Origin of the sequence: Moorena sp. SIO4E2, assembly GCF_010671945.1 — a bacterium.
GTDB lineage: Bacteria > Cyanobacteriota > Cyanobacteriia > Cyanobacteriales > Coleofasciculaceae > Moorena > Moorena producens.
On sequence record NZ_JAAHIE010000016.1, the window covers coordinates 54,624 to 72,216 of the forward strand.

10 protein-coding genes and 1 pseudogene are annotated in these 17,593 nt (G+C 44.3%); 6 read left to right on the forward strand and 5 right to left on the reverse strand.

Going from position 1 to position 17,593, the window contains the following annotated elements; all coding sequences use genetic code 11:
- Window positions 1-166: 166 nt before the first annotated feature.
- Window positions 167-4,279, reverse strand: coding sequence for a cobaltochelatase subunit CobN (locus F6K37_RS03435; RefSeq protein WP_008181318.1), 4,113 nt, complete (start codon window positions 4,277-4,279; stop codon window positions 167-169).
- 453 nt (window positions 4,280-4,732) lie between these two features.
- Here F6K37_RS03435 and F6K37_RS03440 point away from each other — a divergent pair, with 453 nt between their 5' ends.
- The 5 genes from F6K37_RS03440 (at window position 4,733) to F6K37_RS03460 (ending at window position 9,403) form a co-directional block, all read left to right on the forward strand.
- Window positions 4,733-5,410: a response regulator transcription factor gene (locus F6K37_RS03440; RefSeq protein ID WP_008181320.1), complete on the forward strand. Its 678-nt coding sequence runs from the start codon at window positions 4,733-4,735 to the stop codon at window positions 5,408-5,410.
- Window positions 5,411-5,975: 565 nt separating this feature from the next.
- Window positions 5,976-7,247 (forward strand): sensor histidine kinase, encoded by a 1,272-nt coding sequence (locus tag F6K37_RS03445; protein ID WP_008181323.1) that lies wholly within the window; start codon window positions 5,976-5,978, stop codon window positions 7,245-7,247.
- A gap of 167 nt (window positions 7,248-7,414) precedes the next feature.
- A complete protein-coding gene (locus F6K37_RS03450; protein ID WP_131826965.1) occupies window positions 7,415-7,747 on the forward strand; it encodes a hypothetical protein in 333 nt (110 codons plus the stop codon).
- A gap of 290 nt (window positions 7,748-8,037) precedes the next feature.
- Window positions 8,038-8,757, forward strand: coding sequence for a fasciclin domain-containing protein (locus tag F6K37_RS03455; RefSeq protein WP_008181327.1), 720 nt, complete (start codon window positions 8,038-8,040; stop codon window positions 8,755-8,757).
- Between the two features lie 187 nt (window positions 8,758-8,944).
- On the forward strand, window positions 8,945-9,403 hold the full coding sequence (locus tag F6K37_RS03460) for a BON domain-containing protein (protein WP_008181329.1): 459 nt from the start codon (window positions 8,945-8,947) through the stop codon (window positions 9,401-9,403).
- A gap of 1,176 nt (window positions 9,404-10,579) precedes the next feature.
- On the opposite strand, the gene F6K37_RS03465 is transcribed toward F6K37_RS03460, so the two are convergent.
- Both F6K37_RS03465 and F6K37_RS03470 read right to left on the reverse strand, forming a co-directional pair.
- A complete protein-coding gene (locus tag F6K37_RS03465; protein WP_131826990.1) occupies window positions 10,580-10,786 on the reverse strand; it encodes a hypothetical protein in 207 nt (68 codons plus the stop codon).
- Between the two features lie 61 nt (window positions 10,787-10,847).
- Window positions 10,848-15,263: an nSTAND1 domain-containing NTPase gene (locus F6K37_RS03470; protein WP_287248165.1), complete on the reverse strand. Its 4,416-nt coding sequence runs from the start codon at window positions 15,261-15,263 to the stop codon at window positions 10,848-10,850.
- Window positions 15,264-15,918: 655 nt separating this feature from the next.
- On the opposite strand from F6K37_RS03470, the pseudogene F6K37_RS45340 reads away from it, so the two are divergent.
- A pseudogene (locus F6K37_RS45340) lies at window positions 15,919-16,056 on the forward strand (Uma2 family endonuclease); the annotation flags it as partial.
- A gap of 99 nt (window positions 16,057-16,155) precedes the next feature.
- On the opposite strand, the gene F6K37_RS03480 reads toward F6K37_RS45340, so the two are convergent.
- Both F6K37_RS03480 and F6K37_RS03485 read right to left on the reverse strand, forming a co-directional pair.
- Entirely contained in the window at window positions 16,156-16,962 is an 807-nt protein-coding gene (locus F6K37_RS03480; RefSeq protein WP_287248167.1) for a hypothetical protein, read from the reverse strand.
- A complete protein-coding gene (locus tag F6K37_RS03485) occupies window positions 16,962-17,516 on the reverse strand; it encodes a phage tail protein (protein ID WP_229414482.1) in 555 nt (184 codons plus the stop codon). The genes F6K37_RS03480 and F6K37_RS03485 overlap by 1 nt, the downstream gene beginning before the upstream one ends.
- Window positions 17,517-17,593 lie beyond the last annotated feature (77 nt).

A 17,593-nucleotide genomic window follows, 5' to 3' on the forward strand; every position in this document is an offset into this window, starting at 1 on the left:
CGGTGCGACCCAAGGGCGATTTACTCGCCCTAGGAGGCGCGCACCGGAAGGGACTTTGAAGGTCTTATTCCCCCCAGAATTGGGGGGTTAGGGGGGCAAAACCATACCCAGAATAAGCAACGCCAGATTTTCACCCGATTACCACACTCGCTCACCCCACACCCTCTTATCCTACAGCCGTCACGCCTTCAATCTCCTCATCGGCGAGGTCATACAACTCCCGTAACTTCTGTAAGGTTTCCTGATCCGGTTCCCAGAATCCTCGCCCATTTGCCTCTAACATCCTGCCTACAATATTCCGAAATGCCTCAGGATTTGCCTGTCGCAACCTCTTGGCCATTTCTTCATCCAAGGCATAAGTATCTGCTGCTTGGTCATACACCCAGTTATCTTGAAAATCAGCAGTACCCCCCCAACCAATTAATGCTGTCATCCGTTGGGAAATCTCATAAGCTCCCCCAGACCCCTGATGGGCCATCGCTTCAGCCCACTTGGGATTGAGTAACTTTGTCCGATACTCCAACCGCAACAAATCCTCTAGCTTCCGGGGTGTAGTATCCTTTGAGAAACTTTCCACAAAACTGGCATTAACGGTTTTACCCCCTTGCTTCTCGGCTGCTCGCTTCAAGCCTCCAGTATTGGCATAGTATTCTTGAATATCCGTCAGCCCATATTCCACTGAATCAATTTCCTGGACTATACGACTGGTACTTTTTAGCAGCTGCTCCATGACTTCAGGACGGGCTTGACCTTTATCTTGCCTTCCATAACTAAATACATTGCGGCTTTGCCATGTATTGGCTAATTCATCCCCCGATTCCCAATTACCATCGACTACTTGGTCATTGACCAGAGAACCATAATCCCCGGCTGGATTAGAAAACAACCGAGCAGAAACATTGTCTACCCCTTGCGATCGCAAAGCTAACCCATGCTTGCGGATAAAATTCTCTTCTTCCGGTTCATCTGCCTCAGTCGCCCTACGGAACAAATCATCTAGCAGCTCAACAATATTGACAAAACTATCCCGAAAAATCCCTGAGAGATTTGCCAACACATCAATTCTAGGATGACCTACCTCAGCCAAGGGCATCAAATCATACCGTACAATCCGTCCCGTTCCCTCTTTAACAGGTACTGCACCTACTAACTCCAATAAAATCCCCAAGGATTCCCCACGAGTCTTGATCGCATCCAATCCCCATAGCATTACCGCAACAGTTTCCGGATACTCCTGATGTTCCTCAAGGTGCTGGGTAATAATTTTCCTGGCCACCTCCCTTCCTCGTTCATAAGCTGCCGGAGAGGGCATCCGATAAGGATCCAAAGCGTGAATATTCCGTCCTGTTGGCAAAACCCCAGGACCATCCCGCAACAAATCCCCGCCAGGAGCTGGAGGAATATACTCCCCATTCAACCCCCGCAACAAATTCGTCAACTCCTCTCCAGTCTGCATCAACAACTCACCAATCCGTAACGCCTCCTCAACCTTCTGATCCTCGACCTGTTCACGTGCTTCTGGTGTTTGGGATTCAAATTCTCCATCGACAATGGCCTTAACTATTCCTTCCGAGACATCTTCCCCAAAATAAGCCCGCAGGTAAGACTCTAACTGTTCCGAATCAGGCACTTGACCTAGAGTGTGCAGCCCAGAGGAAAACAATCGTTGTTCGACCACTAGCAGGTAGTTGTACAACTTGACAAGATAGCGATTAAATGAATCAGCACTAAACATCTGGGCATTCTCTGGACTGAAAGCAATTCCCAAGCCCTTAGCATCCTCAAAGGGACAATCCGTATCCAAGCCACTATCGACAATCTTTTTACAAATTGCTTCTTTCAAGGCATAATTCTTTTCAGGATCCTCCCGATACTCCGAGATTAAATCCCGTAGCACGACCAACTCCTTATACAAACCAGCCCGACCATAAGGGGGTACATTATGGGAAATCAACACCCCATAACCGCGACGCTTGGCCAACATTGACTCTGAAGGATTATTGGCGGCATAGATATACAGATTCGGAATATTTCCTAGCAAAATATCCGACCAAGAATACCCGGTATTCCCCAAGGGCGAACCAGGCAACCATTCCACGGTGCCATGCATGCCAAAATGCACCACCGCATGGGCATCAAAATCATTCTGTAACCACTTATAAAAGGCACTGTACTGGGGATGTGGGGTCATGTCTCGCTCAAACATCAACCGCATCGGGTCTCCAGAAATACCCAAGGGTGGTTGTACCCCAATCCAGACATTGCCTAACTCAATCCCACCAATCTCGAACTCATCCCCATTGGTTTTGATTCCTGTACCAGTCAAGGATTGCCATTGTTTTTCAATACGGGTAGTTAGCAAGTAGCCTAGCCATTCTTCTAGGGTTTTAACGTTAACTGTGGTTGGTGGTTGTTCGCCTTTGGCGTTCGAGAAGGGTAGGTTACTAGTTGAAGGTTGAAGGTTGAAGGTTGAAGGTTGCTGGTTGATGGTTGATGGTTGGTGGTTGCTGGTTGATGGTTGGTGGTTGGTGGTTGATGGTTGGTGGTTGGTGGTTGCTGGTTGCTGGTTAGAACTTTTACCATTCAAGCCTTCGTCTGCTGCTTTCACCCAGCGGATTAGTTCTTCCCCATCTTCTGGTAATTCCCCAACAGTGTAACCTTGTTCCTTGAGAGCGTGGAGGAATTTAAGAAGCGATCGCGGTACATTCAATAAGGCTGCTGTTCCTGTTGCTCCATACCCAGGAGGGAAACCATAGAGAATAATCGCAATTCGTCTTTGGTCTGGTGGGGTTTGTCTGAGTTGAATCCAACGCTTCACCCGTCCAGTCAGTCGCTTAACTCGTTCGGGAATCAGATAAATATTTTCTCCGACTAAACCACCTAGGGGTACAGTATCAATTGCTCCATCCAATTCCGGCAATGCATATAAGACGACACTTTGCAATCCCCCAATCCCTTGTCTTGTCCAAGAGTAAATATCTTGAATCAGTAGGGGTGCAGCAATACAATAAGGGACATTCTTAGCAGTGAGAATACGTTTAGCTACAGCCACCTGTCTTCCTGCCTCCATAGAACCAGCTGGACCCCCTACCAACGGGAAACCGATGGTAGAAACAATGGCATCAACTTCTACAGCGTCTTTAGACAGGGAAGGAGTTTCTACGTTATCCAGTTGCCGCTGTTGGGTTTCATAAGCAGATGTCATCCAATCCCGCACGGCTACATGACCTTCTACACCATTGATAAAGATGGGTAAAGGAGTTAATCCAGCTTCCTCAAAGTAGCGAATTAACTGGGGAATATAAGGTTGTTTTGTAACTACATGTTTGCGATAAAGCAGAATACCAACAACAGGGTTTTCTCTAGGGTTGGCAGGTTGAAGGTTAGTGGGTTGAAGGTTGGTGGGTTGAAGGTTGGTGGGTTGAAGGTTGGTGGGTTGAAGGTTGGTGGGTTGAAGGTTGGTGGGTTGAAGGTTAGTGGGTTGAAGGTTGGTGGGTTGAAGGTTAGTGGGTTGAGAGCGTAGCGTGGCCTTTTGGCCAAGGTTGTGTTGAGAAGCTAGCGGGCTGGTAGGGCTTTGCCCAATAACGTTTAATTGTTTAACTTTGAAGCTTTTGTACCATTCTAGGTATTGTCGTGGGGATTCAAAATACCCGTCGTAGTCCGGATGGAGTAGCCCCATGTTTGGAGTTTCCACTGGCGGCGGAATTTCTCCCACTTTCAGCTCTAAGTATTTCTCTGCCAAGGTCCAGAACATAGATGCCACATTGTCTGAGCCACCAGCATTCCAGTAACCGTAGATAATTAGCCAATTGCGCAAGTCTTGGACTTTTCTAGCAGGAATATATTTCAGCAGCTTCGGACCAATTTTCAAAAAGCTGATATAACCGGCTAAGCGGTCTTCTTCCCGACCGTTGCTGAATTTGTCGAGGATAAATTTTACTGGCTTGGGCATCCCCTTGGGTTTATCCCCAATTTTGAACTGACCAATTTGAGTCAGGCTGATCAGTTCTAGAGCTGACTCGAATACCAAGCGGATCGGGATGTGTTGAATGCGATCGCGTAACCATAACACTTGGTCATAATCGAATAGTAGACTACCGAAGAAGACTTGGGCATCTTTGAGGGCAGCGTCTACAGTATCAGGGTTGCCAGTGATTTCGCGATCGCTAAATACTCTAATATCCAGTTCCGGACAGCGTATGGTTGCCAACTCAGCAGCTTTGCGGTACAAGTCAGCGTTGAAGGATTCAAATCCTGCTATCAGTACAATGCGTTTCATGGAACCCGCTCGAAATAATTCTTTACACTTCGATCATATTTGATCATAATCGTACTGATCGGCTAACCCTCCCAGTGCCCTTGGGTAAGTCATGCCATGATTGAGAATAATTGCTAGTTAGACTTCGGCGCAGTTGTCAGCAACTTGGGACAAGGGCATTTTGGACAAGGGAAAAATAATTGACGACAACAGTATCAAAAAGCGCTGCCAAGCTGAGCCGAAGTTTCCTATTTTTATTAGTTTTATTTCTACATTTAAACTAACAATGCTGTAGTTTCCGATTCCCCATAACCCATTCCCAAAAAGACCGGGACGATTTGGTAACTGATTAACCTGACTGAATATCAATTATCTTGCCAGTATCATGGAAAACTCCCCGATTTTTATACAGTTGTGAAAAAAATTGGTCATAATCAAAGATAAAACTCAGGTAATCATTCAGAGGTGCTGAAGATGAGGATTTTACTAGTAGAAGATGATCAGCGGATTACCGACGCCCTTGCTGAAGACCTCACCGACCAGCATTATGTCGTGGATGTTGCCCATGATGGTCAAATAGGTAAGGAACTAGTAGAGAGCTTCAGCTATGATTTAATTTTGTTAGATGTAATGCTACCAAAGATGGATGGTATTACCCTTTGCCGAAAGTTGCGCTCCCAAGGCGACCTTACTCCCATTCTAATGCTGACGGCTCGGGATACCATCAGTGATAAAATTGTCGGACTGGATGCTGGTGCAGATGATTATCTAGTCAAACCCTTTGATTTAGGGGAGTTGTCCGCTAGGATTCGGGCCTTACTGCGCCGGGGAAATACTACCTTACCACCTGTACTGGAATGGGATTCTCTCCGCCTTGACCCCAGTACCTGTGAAGTGTTCTATGAAGACCGCCTCTTGTCCCTAAGTCCAAAAGAGTATGCTCTGCTGGAATTTTTCCTGCGCCATCCTCGCCGTGTGTTTAGCCGTGCTCAAATCCTGGAAAACCTCTGGTCCTTTGAACGACTACCAGAAGAAGCAACCGTTAAAGCTCATATCCGAGGTTTACGACAGAAACTGGAGGCAGCAGGAGCTCCTTCTGATTTAATTGAGACAGTCTATGGTTTGGGTTATCGTCTGAAAGAAAAACCCTAATCTAACTATTCAGTTGTTACTGTTTAAGGTTGGCAGGTTGGCAGGTTGAAAGTTGGCAGGTTGGCAGGTTGAAAGTTGGCAGGTTGGCAGGTTGACGGTATTCCTGAACTAAGGAATGATATCAAGTATAGTTGGGTCAGTTACCAATTACCAATTACCAATTACTAATTACCGATTAAGCTGTTGTGCATTTAAACTGTATATAGCGTAAAATCAAATAAAAAAGATAGATAACACTCCCCTTTTGCCTTTGGGTGCATCTCAATGCATGCAAAAACACTCAGGACAATAGAAGTATAATATCATTTTATGACATTACCCTTAATAAAAATCTCCCCCATCTCCCTATATTCCCCTCCTGGGAGGGGTTAGGGGTGGGTTCCTATCTCCCCCTCTCCCCAACCGCCCCACACTTCCCGCGCCCCCGCCCCACACTTCCTTTAGTTATAGATTTACAAGTTTAAGATGCACCCTTGCCTTTTGCCTTTTGCCTTTTGCTTTTTTCCTTGATAAAACGCACTTAAAATTCGTTTTATATTACTAATTACTAATTACTAATTACCAGATGTTTAAAGGTCTACGCTGGCGTCTTTTGTTGTATTACCTGATGGTAATGGCCGCAATTTTGAGTGTATTTGGTGCGGGTGTGTATGTTTTTTTAACACAGAGTCTGTACCAGCAACTTGACAAAAAACTACGGACTTTAGCCCAATCCGCCGCCCCCTCATTTACTGAAGTAGAAGAGAAAGGGAGTCAATACATTGAACAAGTTGATGAAGTCCCCTGGCGAGATATATTTAACCGAGATCAACAAAGCCTAGAATGGTTTGATGATAAGGGTAAACTATTGGCAAGCCGAGGTGCGATTGTGTTGAGTTTCCCGCCAAAACTGGGTTCGTGGACTCTACAACTCCCCGAGACATCAGAGCCAATTAGGACGTTTACAATTTCTGTTTTTAAGGACACCTCGAAACCAAGCCAACCATCCCTAGAGGGCTATATTCGAGCCAGTCAATCCACAGAGGATGTAGAAATTGTCCAAAGCCAACTATTTTGGGGATTAGGAATGGGAGGAATGATCGCTCTAGGGTTTGTTGGTATCGGTGGACTTTGGCTGACCCAGAAAGCTCTTGAGCCGATTGAGCAAAGTTTTAAGCAGCTTAAACAGTTTACTGCTGATGCCTCCCATGAATTGCGCAGTCCTCTGACAGCAATTAAAGCCTCTGTGGATGTGATGCGAAATCATCCTGAGCGAATTCATCCCAAGGATGCTAAGAAGTTAGTGGCTATTGCTAGCGCGACGGATCAGATGAGCAACTTAGCAGAAGACTTACTATTTTTAGCTCGCACTGATGCTGCTTTGTCAATTCCGACCCGAAAGTCAGTCCCAATTTCCCTCAACACAGTTTTGCAGAATGTGGTGGAATTGTTAGAATCATTTGCTCAAGATAAGCAGATTACCTTGGAATATCACTGCCTGACAACAGTGTCTGTCATTGGGGATGAAGGGCAACTGACCCGTTTATTTTCCAACTTGCTAGAGAATGCCCTGCAATACACACCCCCTAAAGGAAAAGTGGTTCTTACTGTTGCCAAACAGAATCGCTGTGCCCTGGTCATGATTGAGGACACTGGCATTGGTATTGCCCCTGAACATCAGCCTTTTGTGTTTGATCGCTTCTGGCGTGCGGATAAAGCTCGTTCTCGCCGAGAGAGGGGTACGGGCTTGGGACTTGCGATCGCTCAAGCAATCACTCACAATCATGGGGGAAAAATCACCCTTACGTCTGAGGTTGGGGTTGGTAGCTGCTTTGAGATACGTTTACCGCTGGTTTAGGAAAATAGCTTCTAGGTTGGGATTTTATTGTCTGATCATTATACCATTTCCCTAATCCCTACTCCCTAATTTCTATCCTTACCGAATTTTTTACTTTTGGGTAATAATCTCAAAATATGAAGCCCAGGAAATCATCAATTTAGTTGGGAGGTACTGTGGTGAATCAAATGCAGCAAATACTAAACAATAACAATAGTTCCGGGTTAGGGTGGGTATTTACAGGCTTGATTCTAGCAGGTCTAACCCCCCAACAGGCACAAGATGAAATTCAGGGTAATTTAGACTCTGGCACCCTCAAAATTTTCGGAGAACTTGCCAAAACGTCTATAGGCAGATTGTGCCTAGGAGGAAATCATCCTTCTTATACCAATACCAAATACCAATACCAATTCTCTAAATACCTGCAACAGATAAACTCCCCCTTTTGGGAATGGGGAATGGGGAATGGTCGGAAAATTTGGTTAATTAATCATCAGGCTTCTAGACTTGATCTAAATTAGCTTTCCAATCAGTGAGAATGTTAAGTATTCAGCCGTCAGCCGTGAGCTTTGAGCTCACGCTACGCAAACAGCCGTCAGCTGACGTAACAGAAATTAAACCAATGCTTACTTGTTTTATTCAAAAGCACCTCAAGTAGCGTGGGTGGCACAGGCTTCGACGCTGTGATGTAGCACATAAGCTGATAGCTGAATGCTGAATGCTGAATGCTTATCTATACCTCGGTCACTATAGCTCGATAAATTAGTTGGAAAGCGTTAACCATACCTAGCATTCAGGAGAGATGATCTAAATGAAAACTCGCATTAAGTTGCTAACAGGTATTCTGGGATTAAGTGCTCTGATCAGTTTCCCGGCAATAGCGCAAGAAAAAACCGAAAACTCAGTTAAAGATGCTGTCAATGGTGCAACTGAGTCTATGGTAGAAAGCGCCCCCGATTCCTTGAGCAAACCCCTTCAAGAGGGTGAAAAGGTAGAAATGCCAGCTACCACTGAGGCTGAATCTACAGCCAGTAACCTTGTAGAGCAAGCTGCGAGCAATGATCAATTCCAAACCCTTGTTAAAGCAATTGAGGCAGCAGGCTTAACGGAAACCTTGGCTGGTGAAGGACCCTACACTGTTTTTGCTCCCACCGATGACGCTTTTGCTGCACTGCCAGCAAATACCTTAGACAGTCTACTACAACCAGAAAACAAAGAGGTACTGGTAAAGCTGCTAGAGTATCATGTTGTAAGTGGTGCAGTTCCTAGCAGTCAAATCCAGTCGGGAGAAATTATCACTATGGCTGGAAAATCGGTGGCAGTACACGTGGGTGAAGACGGTAATGTTACTGTCAACAATGCTCAGGTAACTCAAGCAGATATTGAAGCCAGTAACGGCATTATTCATGTTGTTAACCATGTAATTTTGCCCTCAAGATCTCATGCTCAATCGGAACCAGCACCAACAGGAGTCATGCCAAATTCAGATGGCGAATTAAATTCGCCAAGGTCAAGCGCACCTGCTGAATAAGTTTGGTGTTTGTGGGAATTATATCCCGTCCGTTTGACTACTTATTAGTTAGGTTTATTCGATAATTTGATAGTGTAAAGTTTGACTTAATACTTAACACTTAATATATCGCGATTTACCTAAATATGAAGTGATTAACCGGACTGGATTGGAGTAAATACAAGGAGAAAACAAGGAGAAATCAAAGATGAATAAGTTGATGCCAATTTTACTAGGTGGAGTGATTCTGTTTGGTGCTGCTGCTTGCGATGAGGCTAAGACAAGTGATGAAGCCTCCTACTCTATAGATCAAAACGATGAACAACTAGTAACCTTACGGTCTGAGGGAAACCAAGGCGATGCCATGGTCAAAGGAACCCAAGAGGAAATCGAGTCGAATATTGTAACTACTCAAGAGCCAAATCAAGCCTTGGGTAACTTAGAAAACCTTGATGAAGATGACCAACTAGCCAGTTTAGTACTTAATAATTTAGAAACCAATCTCCCCAATAGCAAGTTGGAAGTTGAAGCCGCAGAGGGAATTGTGACTATCTCAGGAAAAGTATCGTCTGATGATGACTTGAGTCAGATTGCACCTTTGGCAATCCAGGTTGAAGGTGTTCAGAGTGTTGATGTTCAAGCTACTGTCAAAGAGCCAAACAGCTGATCGCTGATCTGGTCAAGTACCAATCCGTTGTTGCCAATGTTACCTAATTGATGTAATTATCTAATCCATAGAGAGGAGTTAGTCGCCTATTGCTTTTGCCATAGTGATAGGTGACTTTTGTTGTTGAGTTGATTTGACGTTTACTAGGAAAACCTTTTCAGGTTTCGACATTGGACAAAGTTTTTATTTTCTGTCTTTTGTCTCTACACCCTTAAGACGATCTCAAAACCCTATTTTGGAATTTTTCGAGTTAGCACCAATTTTTTGATCTCGACTCACCCCATTCACCCCAGTTCACCCTCCCCACACTCCCTACTCCCTACTCCCTGATCCCTACCTCACTTGGGTAGGTTTTTTACCTAGCAGGGCGAGTACGTACTGGCATTGGGAATAAATTTCGCCAAATATGTCTGTCGGATTTTCTACCAGAATTTCCACCGATTACCGACCCATCTCCCGCTCTTCCCCTCCTGGTCGGGGTTAGGGGTGGGTTCCGATTAGCCATTACCCATTACCCATTACCCATTACCCATTACCCATTACCCATTACCCATTACCCATTACCCATTACCCATTCCCCATTACCTATTACCTATTACCTATTACCTATTACCTATTACCTATTACCTATTACCTATTACCTATCTCCAAAGTAAAAAACCTACCCTTGTCAGCTGGTCCCTACTCCCTATTCCCAATAAAAAAAATCGGTCAAGTTTGGGTTAACCCCAATCCTTGACCGATTTCTGTACTTTAACTTTCCACAAGTACAGCTGAGCTGCACTCAAATTTGGATAACTCCAGATCAACTATAGCGGTTTTTAATCTAGTAAGGTACAATTTTTTGGGTTTTAGGGAGCAGGGAGCAGGGAGCAGGGAGCAGGGAGCAGGGAAGAGGGAAGAGGGAAGAGGGAAAAAAATATGTGTACCTCATGAGGATAAAAAGCGCTATAGTACATTCTTCTCGAGTTAGTCAGCAACTGCTGGAAAGCAATAACATCCCAACTCATCCTTCATCCTGCTTCATCTTCCTTCACCAAACATCCTTCACAATTCCTGATTTGCCAGGGGGCAACCCTGGCAAAGTCCTATCAGAACATCCTTCACCTTCCCGGATGTTCTGATAGTTCATATCTTCTACAACTTTGACCTGCTCCCCTTTCGTACCAACAGTTTTTAGAGAGCGATCGCATAAGCGCGGAAGCGAAGCTTCATCGCGTAGCGTGGCCGTAGGCCAATCGCATAAGCGCGGAAGCTGAGGCCTACGGCCACGCTTTGCGAACGCGTGACTCGCGTAGCGTGGCCGTAGGCCAATCGCTCTTGTGTGCCAAGAGTTTTTGGAGTGCGATTAGTCTTCGGTGATCGCCAATTTTGGTATAGCAACCGAAGTATAGTTTAGGACAAAGTATTTTGCTTGAAAGGGAGCAGGGAGCATAAATATGTCTTAAGCTTTACTTCGACTGCTATATACATTGTCGCAGAGATTGCGATCCCTCTTGTCAACATTGGGGTTATTCTCAAGATAGTCACGCACCCTATCACAACTCTTGGATAGCAGTTCATCCAATCCTCCAAACTGCCATAACTTTGCAGTACCCTTCTCGTCAAGGGTAGCTATTAAGCTACCATCAGCACTAAGACTTATACTGGTTAATTGGTTTGTTGGCTGCCCTTTTCCTTTTAAAGTAGTCAATCGTTTTCCTGAGATATCCCATACATGAATATCATAGCTGTCCCCAATAGATGCTAATAAGTTACCCTGAATATCAAGACCATTTTTTTCACTACTGATGTAGCCATTATCATCCTCAAACCCAACTAATTGCTTATGAGACTCCAATTCTAATAAGATTTTATTATGTTTCTTTAATTCATTTTTAATACTCATTGCCAACAGCTTGTTATCCGAGTTAAAAACGATATGACTCTCCGGGTAAACCCTAGGATAACTCTTCTTGGACACTTTTTTCAAGGTTTTAGTTTTACTGTTCAACTCAAACAGATGGATAGTACTATCACAGATAGTATAATCACAGTGCATGGCAGCCAATTGCTGACCATCACGACTAAAAATAAGCTGGCTAATTGTTTTTTCAATTTTTTTTGGTTTATACAATTCCTTCCCATTTAGATTCAAGATGCGAATCGTATTCTCTTCGTCTAGTGCAGCCAATTGCTGACCATCAGGGCTAAAAATGATTTGGCTGATTTTGCCTTTAATATCCTTAAATTGCTTCAAATCCTTACGCTTCAACTCCAACAAATGGACAGTACCATCTTTTTTGACAGCAGCTAGTTGCTTGCCATCGGGGCTGATACTGAGACTTTTAAACTGCCCCTCAATTGGGCTTAACTCTTCCACTTGTTGGTTGTTCTCTATTTCCCACAAGCGAATAGTCTTGTCATCACCTAGACTAGCAATTTTGCCATTCGAGCTAGAAATAACCTCACGAATACTACCTTGATGCCCTTTCATTTCTTTCAGTTCAAAAAAATTATAAACTGGATTATAAACACTAATCATACCATTAGTATTTTGACCGATAATTAGACGACTATTGGCATCAAAACTGATTTCTGAAACGCTGTTGTTTGTATTGATTTCTAAAACGCTGTCTATGGGTTTATAATACGCCAAACTGTTCTTGCTTAAACTACCAACCAGGGCAGTGCTTGCATCCTTATAATAGATGGCGGCAAAGTAGTTACCATCAGGGCTAAAAACGAGGTTATCATAGAGTTCATAATCACAAAAATAACACCTATTAAGCCTATCATTATGTTTAAACTCTTCTAACTGAGTGCCAAACATAAAGTCTGACAAGCGGAGGGTATTGTCAGATTGGGTAGCTACAACTAGCTGGTTATCGGAGTTAAAGCTAATAGTCATGAAATTGTCTTGAGCATTTTTTAATAGCTTCGGTTCATTTCCCGTTAAGTCCCACAGGTAGATGATAGAGTCTGAGCCTGCTTTCCTATAGGCTACAAGCTTCTTGCCATCAGGACTGAAACTGAGCCCTGTGCTATATTCGCAATTTTTAGAATGTAGGATAGATTCTTCAAGCTTTGGTGGCTCTTCCTGTTTTCCTTCCAAGTTCCATAGGCGAACAGTACATTTATCGTCAATAGTTGCTAATAAGCTACCATCCTTATTAATATCAAGATTGACTTCACCTCTATGTCCTGAAAATACTTTGGGTAGTTCTGTGCCTTTGAAGTCTTGTAAGCGGACAGTACCATCCTCTGCTGTAGCAATCAGTAACCGATGATCAGACGTAAAAAACATCTTATTAAAGTTTTCAGGCACTTCTATGCGGTTACGTTCTTTCGCTAAATAGAATACCTTTCGCCAAGTTTGTAATACTTGAGTTTTAAGCTCATTTTCTGGCTTGAATAAGGATAAGTATCCCGGCCAATCTTTTAGAGATTTACCCGCTCGTAAACTAGCAACCAAAGCTTCTAAATCTTGACCTAATTCTAAGTTTGCTTCGGCGGATTGCCGATCAGCCCTGACTTGGCCGATCAAAGCATCTCTCTGTCCAATCAAAGAAAATACTAAACCTGTACCTAACCCCAGCATAACTACGATCGCAACAACCCAATTCCGACGAGTATTGAAGCTTTTTCGCCTGACGCTACGCTGCACAAACTCAACTTCTACTTGGTTAAACCAGTTGTCCTCAGAATTGAGTTCTTTATTCAACAAATCAAGACGAGGGTTAGCATTCCAAAGAAACTTTGCCTGTTGCTGGCTTTTCCACTCCACCGCCGCAGGAGTCAACCGCCGTTGTAGAAGTAAATTTTCCTCATCTAAATGTTTCCACTCCAGCAACCTTTGCCAACCCCGCACCAAAGCATCATGGGCAGGTTCTACATCAGGATTCCCCTCAACATCTTGTCCTTCTACTAATAACCGTGCTGTGCTAAAACGCTCAATTACTTCCTTGACTAAACTATTTTTCGCTGGTGGATATTCCAATTCCGATAAAGGTACCCGCCTACGGGCTAATTCACCCCCACCTAGTGCCACCATCCGCAGCATCACATGACGGATCACTTGGTCATAAGCGGGGTTTTCATTAACTAGCTTCTGATACTCCTCATCCGCCCTTTGAGTTAGCGATCGCATTACTCCCCCCAATTCAATATAATCGCCTTGAGTCAACGCCCGGTCAATAGTAATACCCCTGTATTGTGCCTCCCGTTGTCGTCTTAAGTATTTCAGATACAGTTCGCTCAAGGCAAAAGACAGCAGGGGCAATGCTCCGGGCATATCCGCCACTTCATCAATTAATTTTTCTACTAATTCGTGGGGCTGAAAATACATCACCCGTGCTTGAGCCGGTTTTTCTATCGCTTCCCTTAGTTCCCCTCGTGTCATCGCCGGTACAATAAATCGTCCACTTTGCCAAAGATTTATCAGTACCGTGGTTCCCAATTGATTTACTATTTCCGGTGCCAACGTTAAGCCCAAATCACAGATGTGGGGTTCAAAATCAGAACGTAGGCTTAATACTACTCGTAATTGCTCCCGATAGCCATGAATTGCTGCCAGTATCTGTTGGAAAAATTCCTGGCGCTCCTGTTCATCTTGACAGAGTGTAATGATTTCTTCGCTTTGGTCAATAAAGATTAATAACTTGGATTTGGGATTGTTTTTAACCCAAACCGCAATACTTTCAGTGAGAGTTTTTTGTGGGTTTTGTAACTCGACTTTTGGTAATCCGGCCTCAACCAGGGCTTTATTGAGAGCTTGGAAGGGGTTTTCTCCGGGACGAATTGGTGACACTATCGACCATTTACCGGTATTTTCCTGTTTCAACTGGGGAATTAATCCGGCTTTTACCAAGCTAGATTTACCCGAACCGGAAGCACCCAACACCACTGTCAGGGGATTAGCTTTGACAAAATCTTCTAACTTTTCTACTAGTAATGTTCTACCGAAAAATAGTTGGCTGTGTTCCTCTTCAAAGGAGTTTAAACCGCGATAGGGATTTTGTGACTCATCCAATGGTGGTGCTGGTGGTAAATTAAGTTCATGTCCGGGAGAAAGAAAGATATACTCGCCTTTATCGTGCTTATTTAAACACCAAATACCGGGCGTTTGTCGTAGACGGCATTTTTCTGTGGGAATTTCGACTCGATCCCGTAAATATAAATATAATTTTGTGGCTGTAATTACCCCATCTCCAGCCGGTTTACCATTCGTAGCAGGAGGATAGATATCTGCTGCCCCTTCTAGGGCTTCTAATAATGCACTAGCAAAAGGGGAATGATTGCCGAATTGACCGCGTTCGCTATCTAAATTAAAGTTATCGAGGGCTTTTTGGTCAGAAGCTGAAGAAGTAATAATTTGCCAGGCTGGGTCACTAATAAAACGGTCGTATCGTTCTTGGTGAATTACTTCTGGCGAGGTTAATAAATCCCTAGTACTCGACCATTTAAAAGCACCAGCAAAACAGCAGTCGAGGATACCCAAGAAATGACGACAGGGTAATTGACTTAAAGCATCGTGTAACTTCGTCATGGGCAGATAACTATTAGTATCCCCCAGTAAAGCATCTTGAGGAATTAAGTAACCAGCCGGACCATCATCCCCATTGAGAGCGACTCCATGACCAGCAAAGTAAAATAATAAGCGGTCATTTTCAGTGACTTTTTCGGGTAAGGTATGGGATAAAAATTTGTTAAAGTTAGACAGAGTTGCCACTTCGTCTAAGCATTCCCAGACTTCGTAATCATGCTTTTTGCGGAGAATTTCCACTAGTTTTTTGGCATCGTTTACGGCAGTGTTGAGGGGGGAAATGCCGTTTGTGTAGTTATTGATGCCGGTGATAAAGGCGAGATTTCGAGAAAACATGTTCTGCTAAAAGCACTTAAAAGCACTTATAAAGATAACTTGAATACTCTTGATTGTTAGCATCCCATTTTTTTTGGCAAAAATATCTTTTTATAGCAGTCGCCAGCGATGCAGCGCGGTCTTGGGGAGCCAGTGCGGTCTTGGGGGTCTCCCCCATGAGCAACTGGCGTGGTTTCCCCCACTCGCGCTTTGCATCAAGACAGGGCAGTTAGAACATGACAAAAGTATCAAACCTAAGTAAGCGCAAGAGTAATACTCTCTTGGTGCGCATTCTGATGGTGATTAGAAATCACCAGGGTCGCACCGCTTCTGACTTCTGACTTCTGACTTCTGACTTCTGACTTCTGCTATATGTGGGCGGTATAATCACGCTCACACAGCAGTGGGATGCTCCCTATTTATTCCCCAGGATAATCTGTTGACTTTACGCAGAAATTCTTAGTTTCGTAATAAATCTTTACATACTTTCATTGGCGTATATAGGGTTTATAAATGAGATGTAAACCTAGGAGGTATTTTTTTACTGTCCAATAAAACTTCGTATCTCTTTCCCCTCTTGCCTTTCCCCTCCTGGGAGGGGTTAGGGGTGGGTTCCTCTTGTATGCAAGCTTTTTTATACAAGAATTATGTTTACAACCTAGATAAAAACCCTATAATGACTAGGCTACTCATTCAAACCCAAACTGTCCCTGTGATGGTCAATCTTCCTGGGATCATCCCCATGACCCCTGCCCAGTTTTCTGAATTCTGTTTAGCCAATCGAGATCTACGAATTGAGCGCACCGCCAGTGGATTGGGTAAGTCAGCGGGATTGCTCCCGCTTCGTCCCCAACGCACCGTGCGAACAAGTCTCCAAGTACACGGCGCAACCGATTCTTTTTGAACTCATTTATCACTGCCACTTCTTTTCTGAGATTACTGGCGACTGGGTCAGGTTTCCGGAACTGCCTAGCGATCGCTTAGACTGTAAAGTAGTTTTCTGATAGTGTTTGTCTAAATTCTTGTCCACTGTTCCCTGTTCCCTGTTCCCTGTTCCCGACTTCTGCAAGAAGTCTATGGGTTTGGCTTGCACAACTGGCCAGGATAAGTCAGAGGATAGTCTAGTTTCCCTAGACGATTCAAGACCAGAAACTAGGGGTTTGTTATCAGAATCTACTCTCCGGGAATTCCTCTTAGTGGAGTTGACAAATTTTGCCTGGACAATTAATGGTTTTGTCCCAGATTTGCCCCTTTCAGAGGGGATTGAACTTGAAGTTTGGGGTGTAGGGTTTTCTGTAGATTTCTGGGAATTTGACCCTGTACTTTTTTGTACTGAGGTTTCTTTTTCCACCTGAAATCTAGTTGATCTCAAAGGTAGTTCTTCTCCTGTTACTTTAGTTCGAGAGGCCACATTGGTAGAGGTAATTGGAGAAGTAACATGTCCCGTCTCTACCGGTTCTGCTGCTGGCCGGATTGGCTGAGCATAGACGATAGGAACTGCTTCTGCTGATTGACCCTCTAACCGATGCTGGCGTTGAATCAACTTAGCCATTAAGGGCAGTTGGTTGGTCATCCCTTGGACCCGGGAGATAATTGACCCTGCGACTTGAGTACCAATCACACCAGGGCTGACGATTGGGCGCAGAAGTCGCCTCGTCAGTTGTGGGTTGAGACTCTCTGACCAAGTCTGATTGTTACTGACCTGAGGTTGAGATGCCATCACAATGCTCCCGCTAGTCCAGCAACGGCTCGTCCTCCAGATAGTGCTTGACTCAGAAGTGGTTTGCTAATCCCCTTGTGAATTAACTCAATGGTCTCGAAAGCAATTTCATTGCTGCTGGCATTAAACTCTGGACCAGTCCACTTCACTGGCAAAGCCTGCTTGAAATTCCAATACATGGCTGGTATCTGTTGGCGGTCTAGCAGCATAATTGTGCCGTTCTTGCGCCGAATTACACCCCGGCTAGTGGCCTGATACCAAGTCCACAAACTGTCAATACCTGTCAAACCATGTTTGAGGGTCAAATTCGGATATTTGGTTCGACCTAGTAGCTGATGAACGTACCGATTCTGACCTCCCTCAGGACGCTCCTCTAGTTCAATCTCACTTTCTAGACCCCTGACTTCGATAAACCCACCAGTCACTAACCCCTCAATTTCAATCAGGAAATTAAAGCCTTGGTAGGGATCAAGGCGAGCTCCCAACGCCCCAGTTACTCCAGCGTAAGCCGCGTTTGCTCCTAAAGGCACAACCGATGCTAAACTTGCCATCATTCACTCCTACAATTCAAGTTTAAAATTTACCTGTCAAGGTAGGGAACAGGAAATAGGGAACAGGGAACAGTGATAAG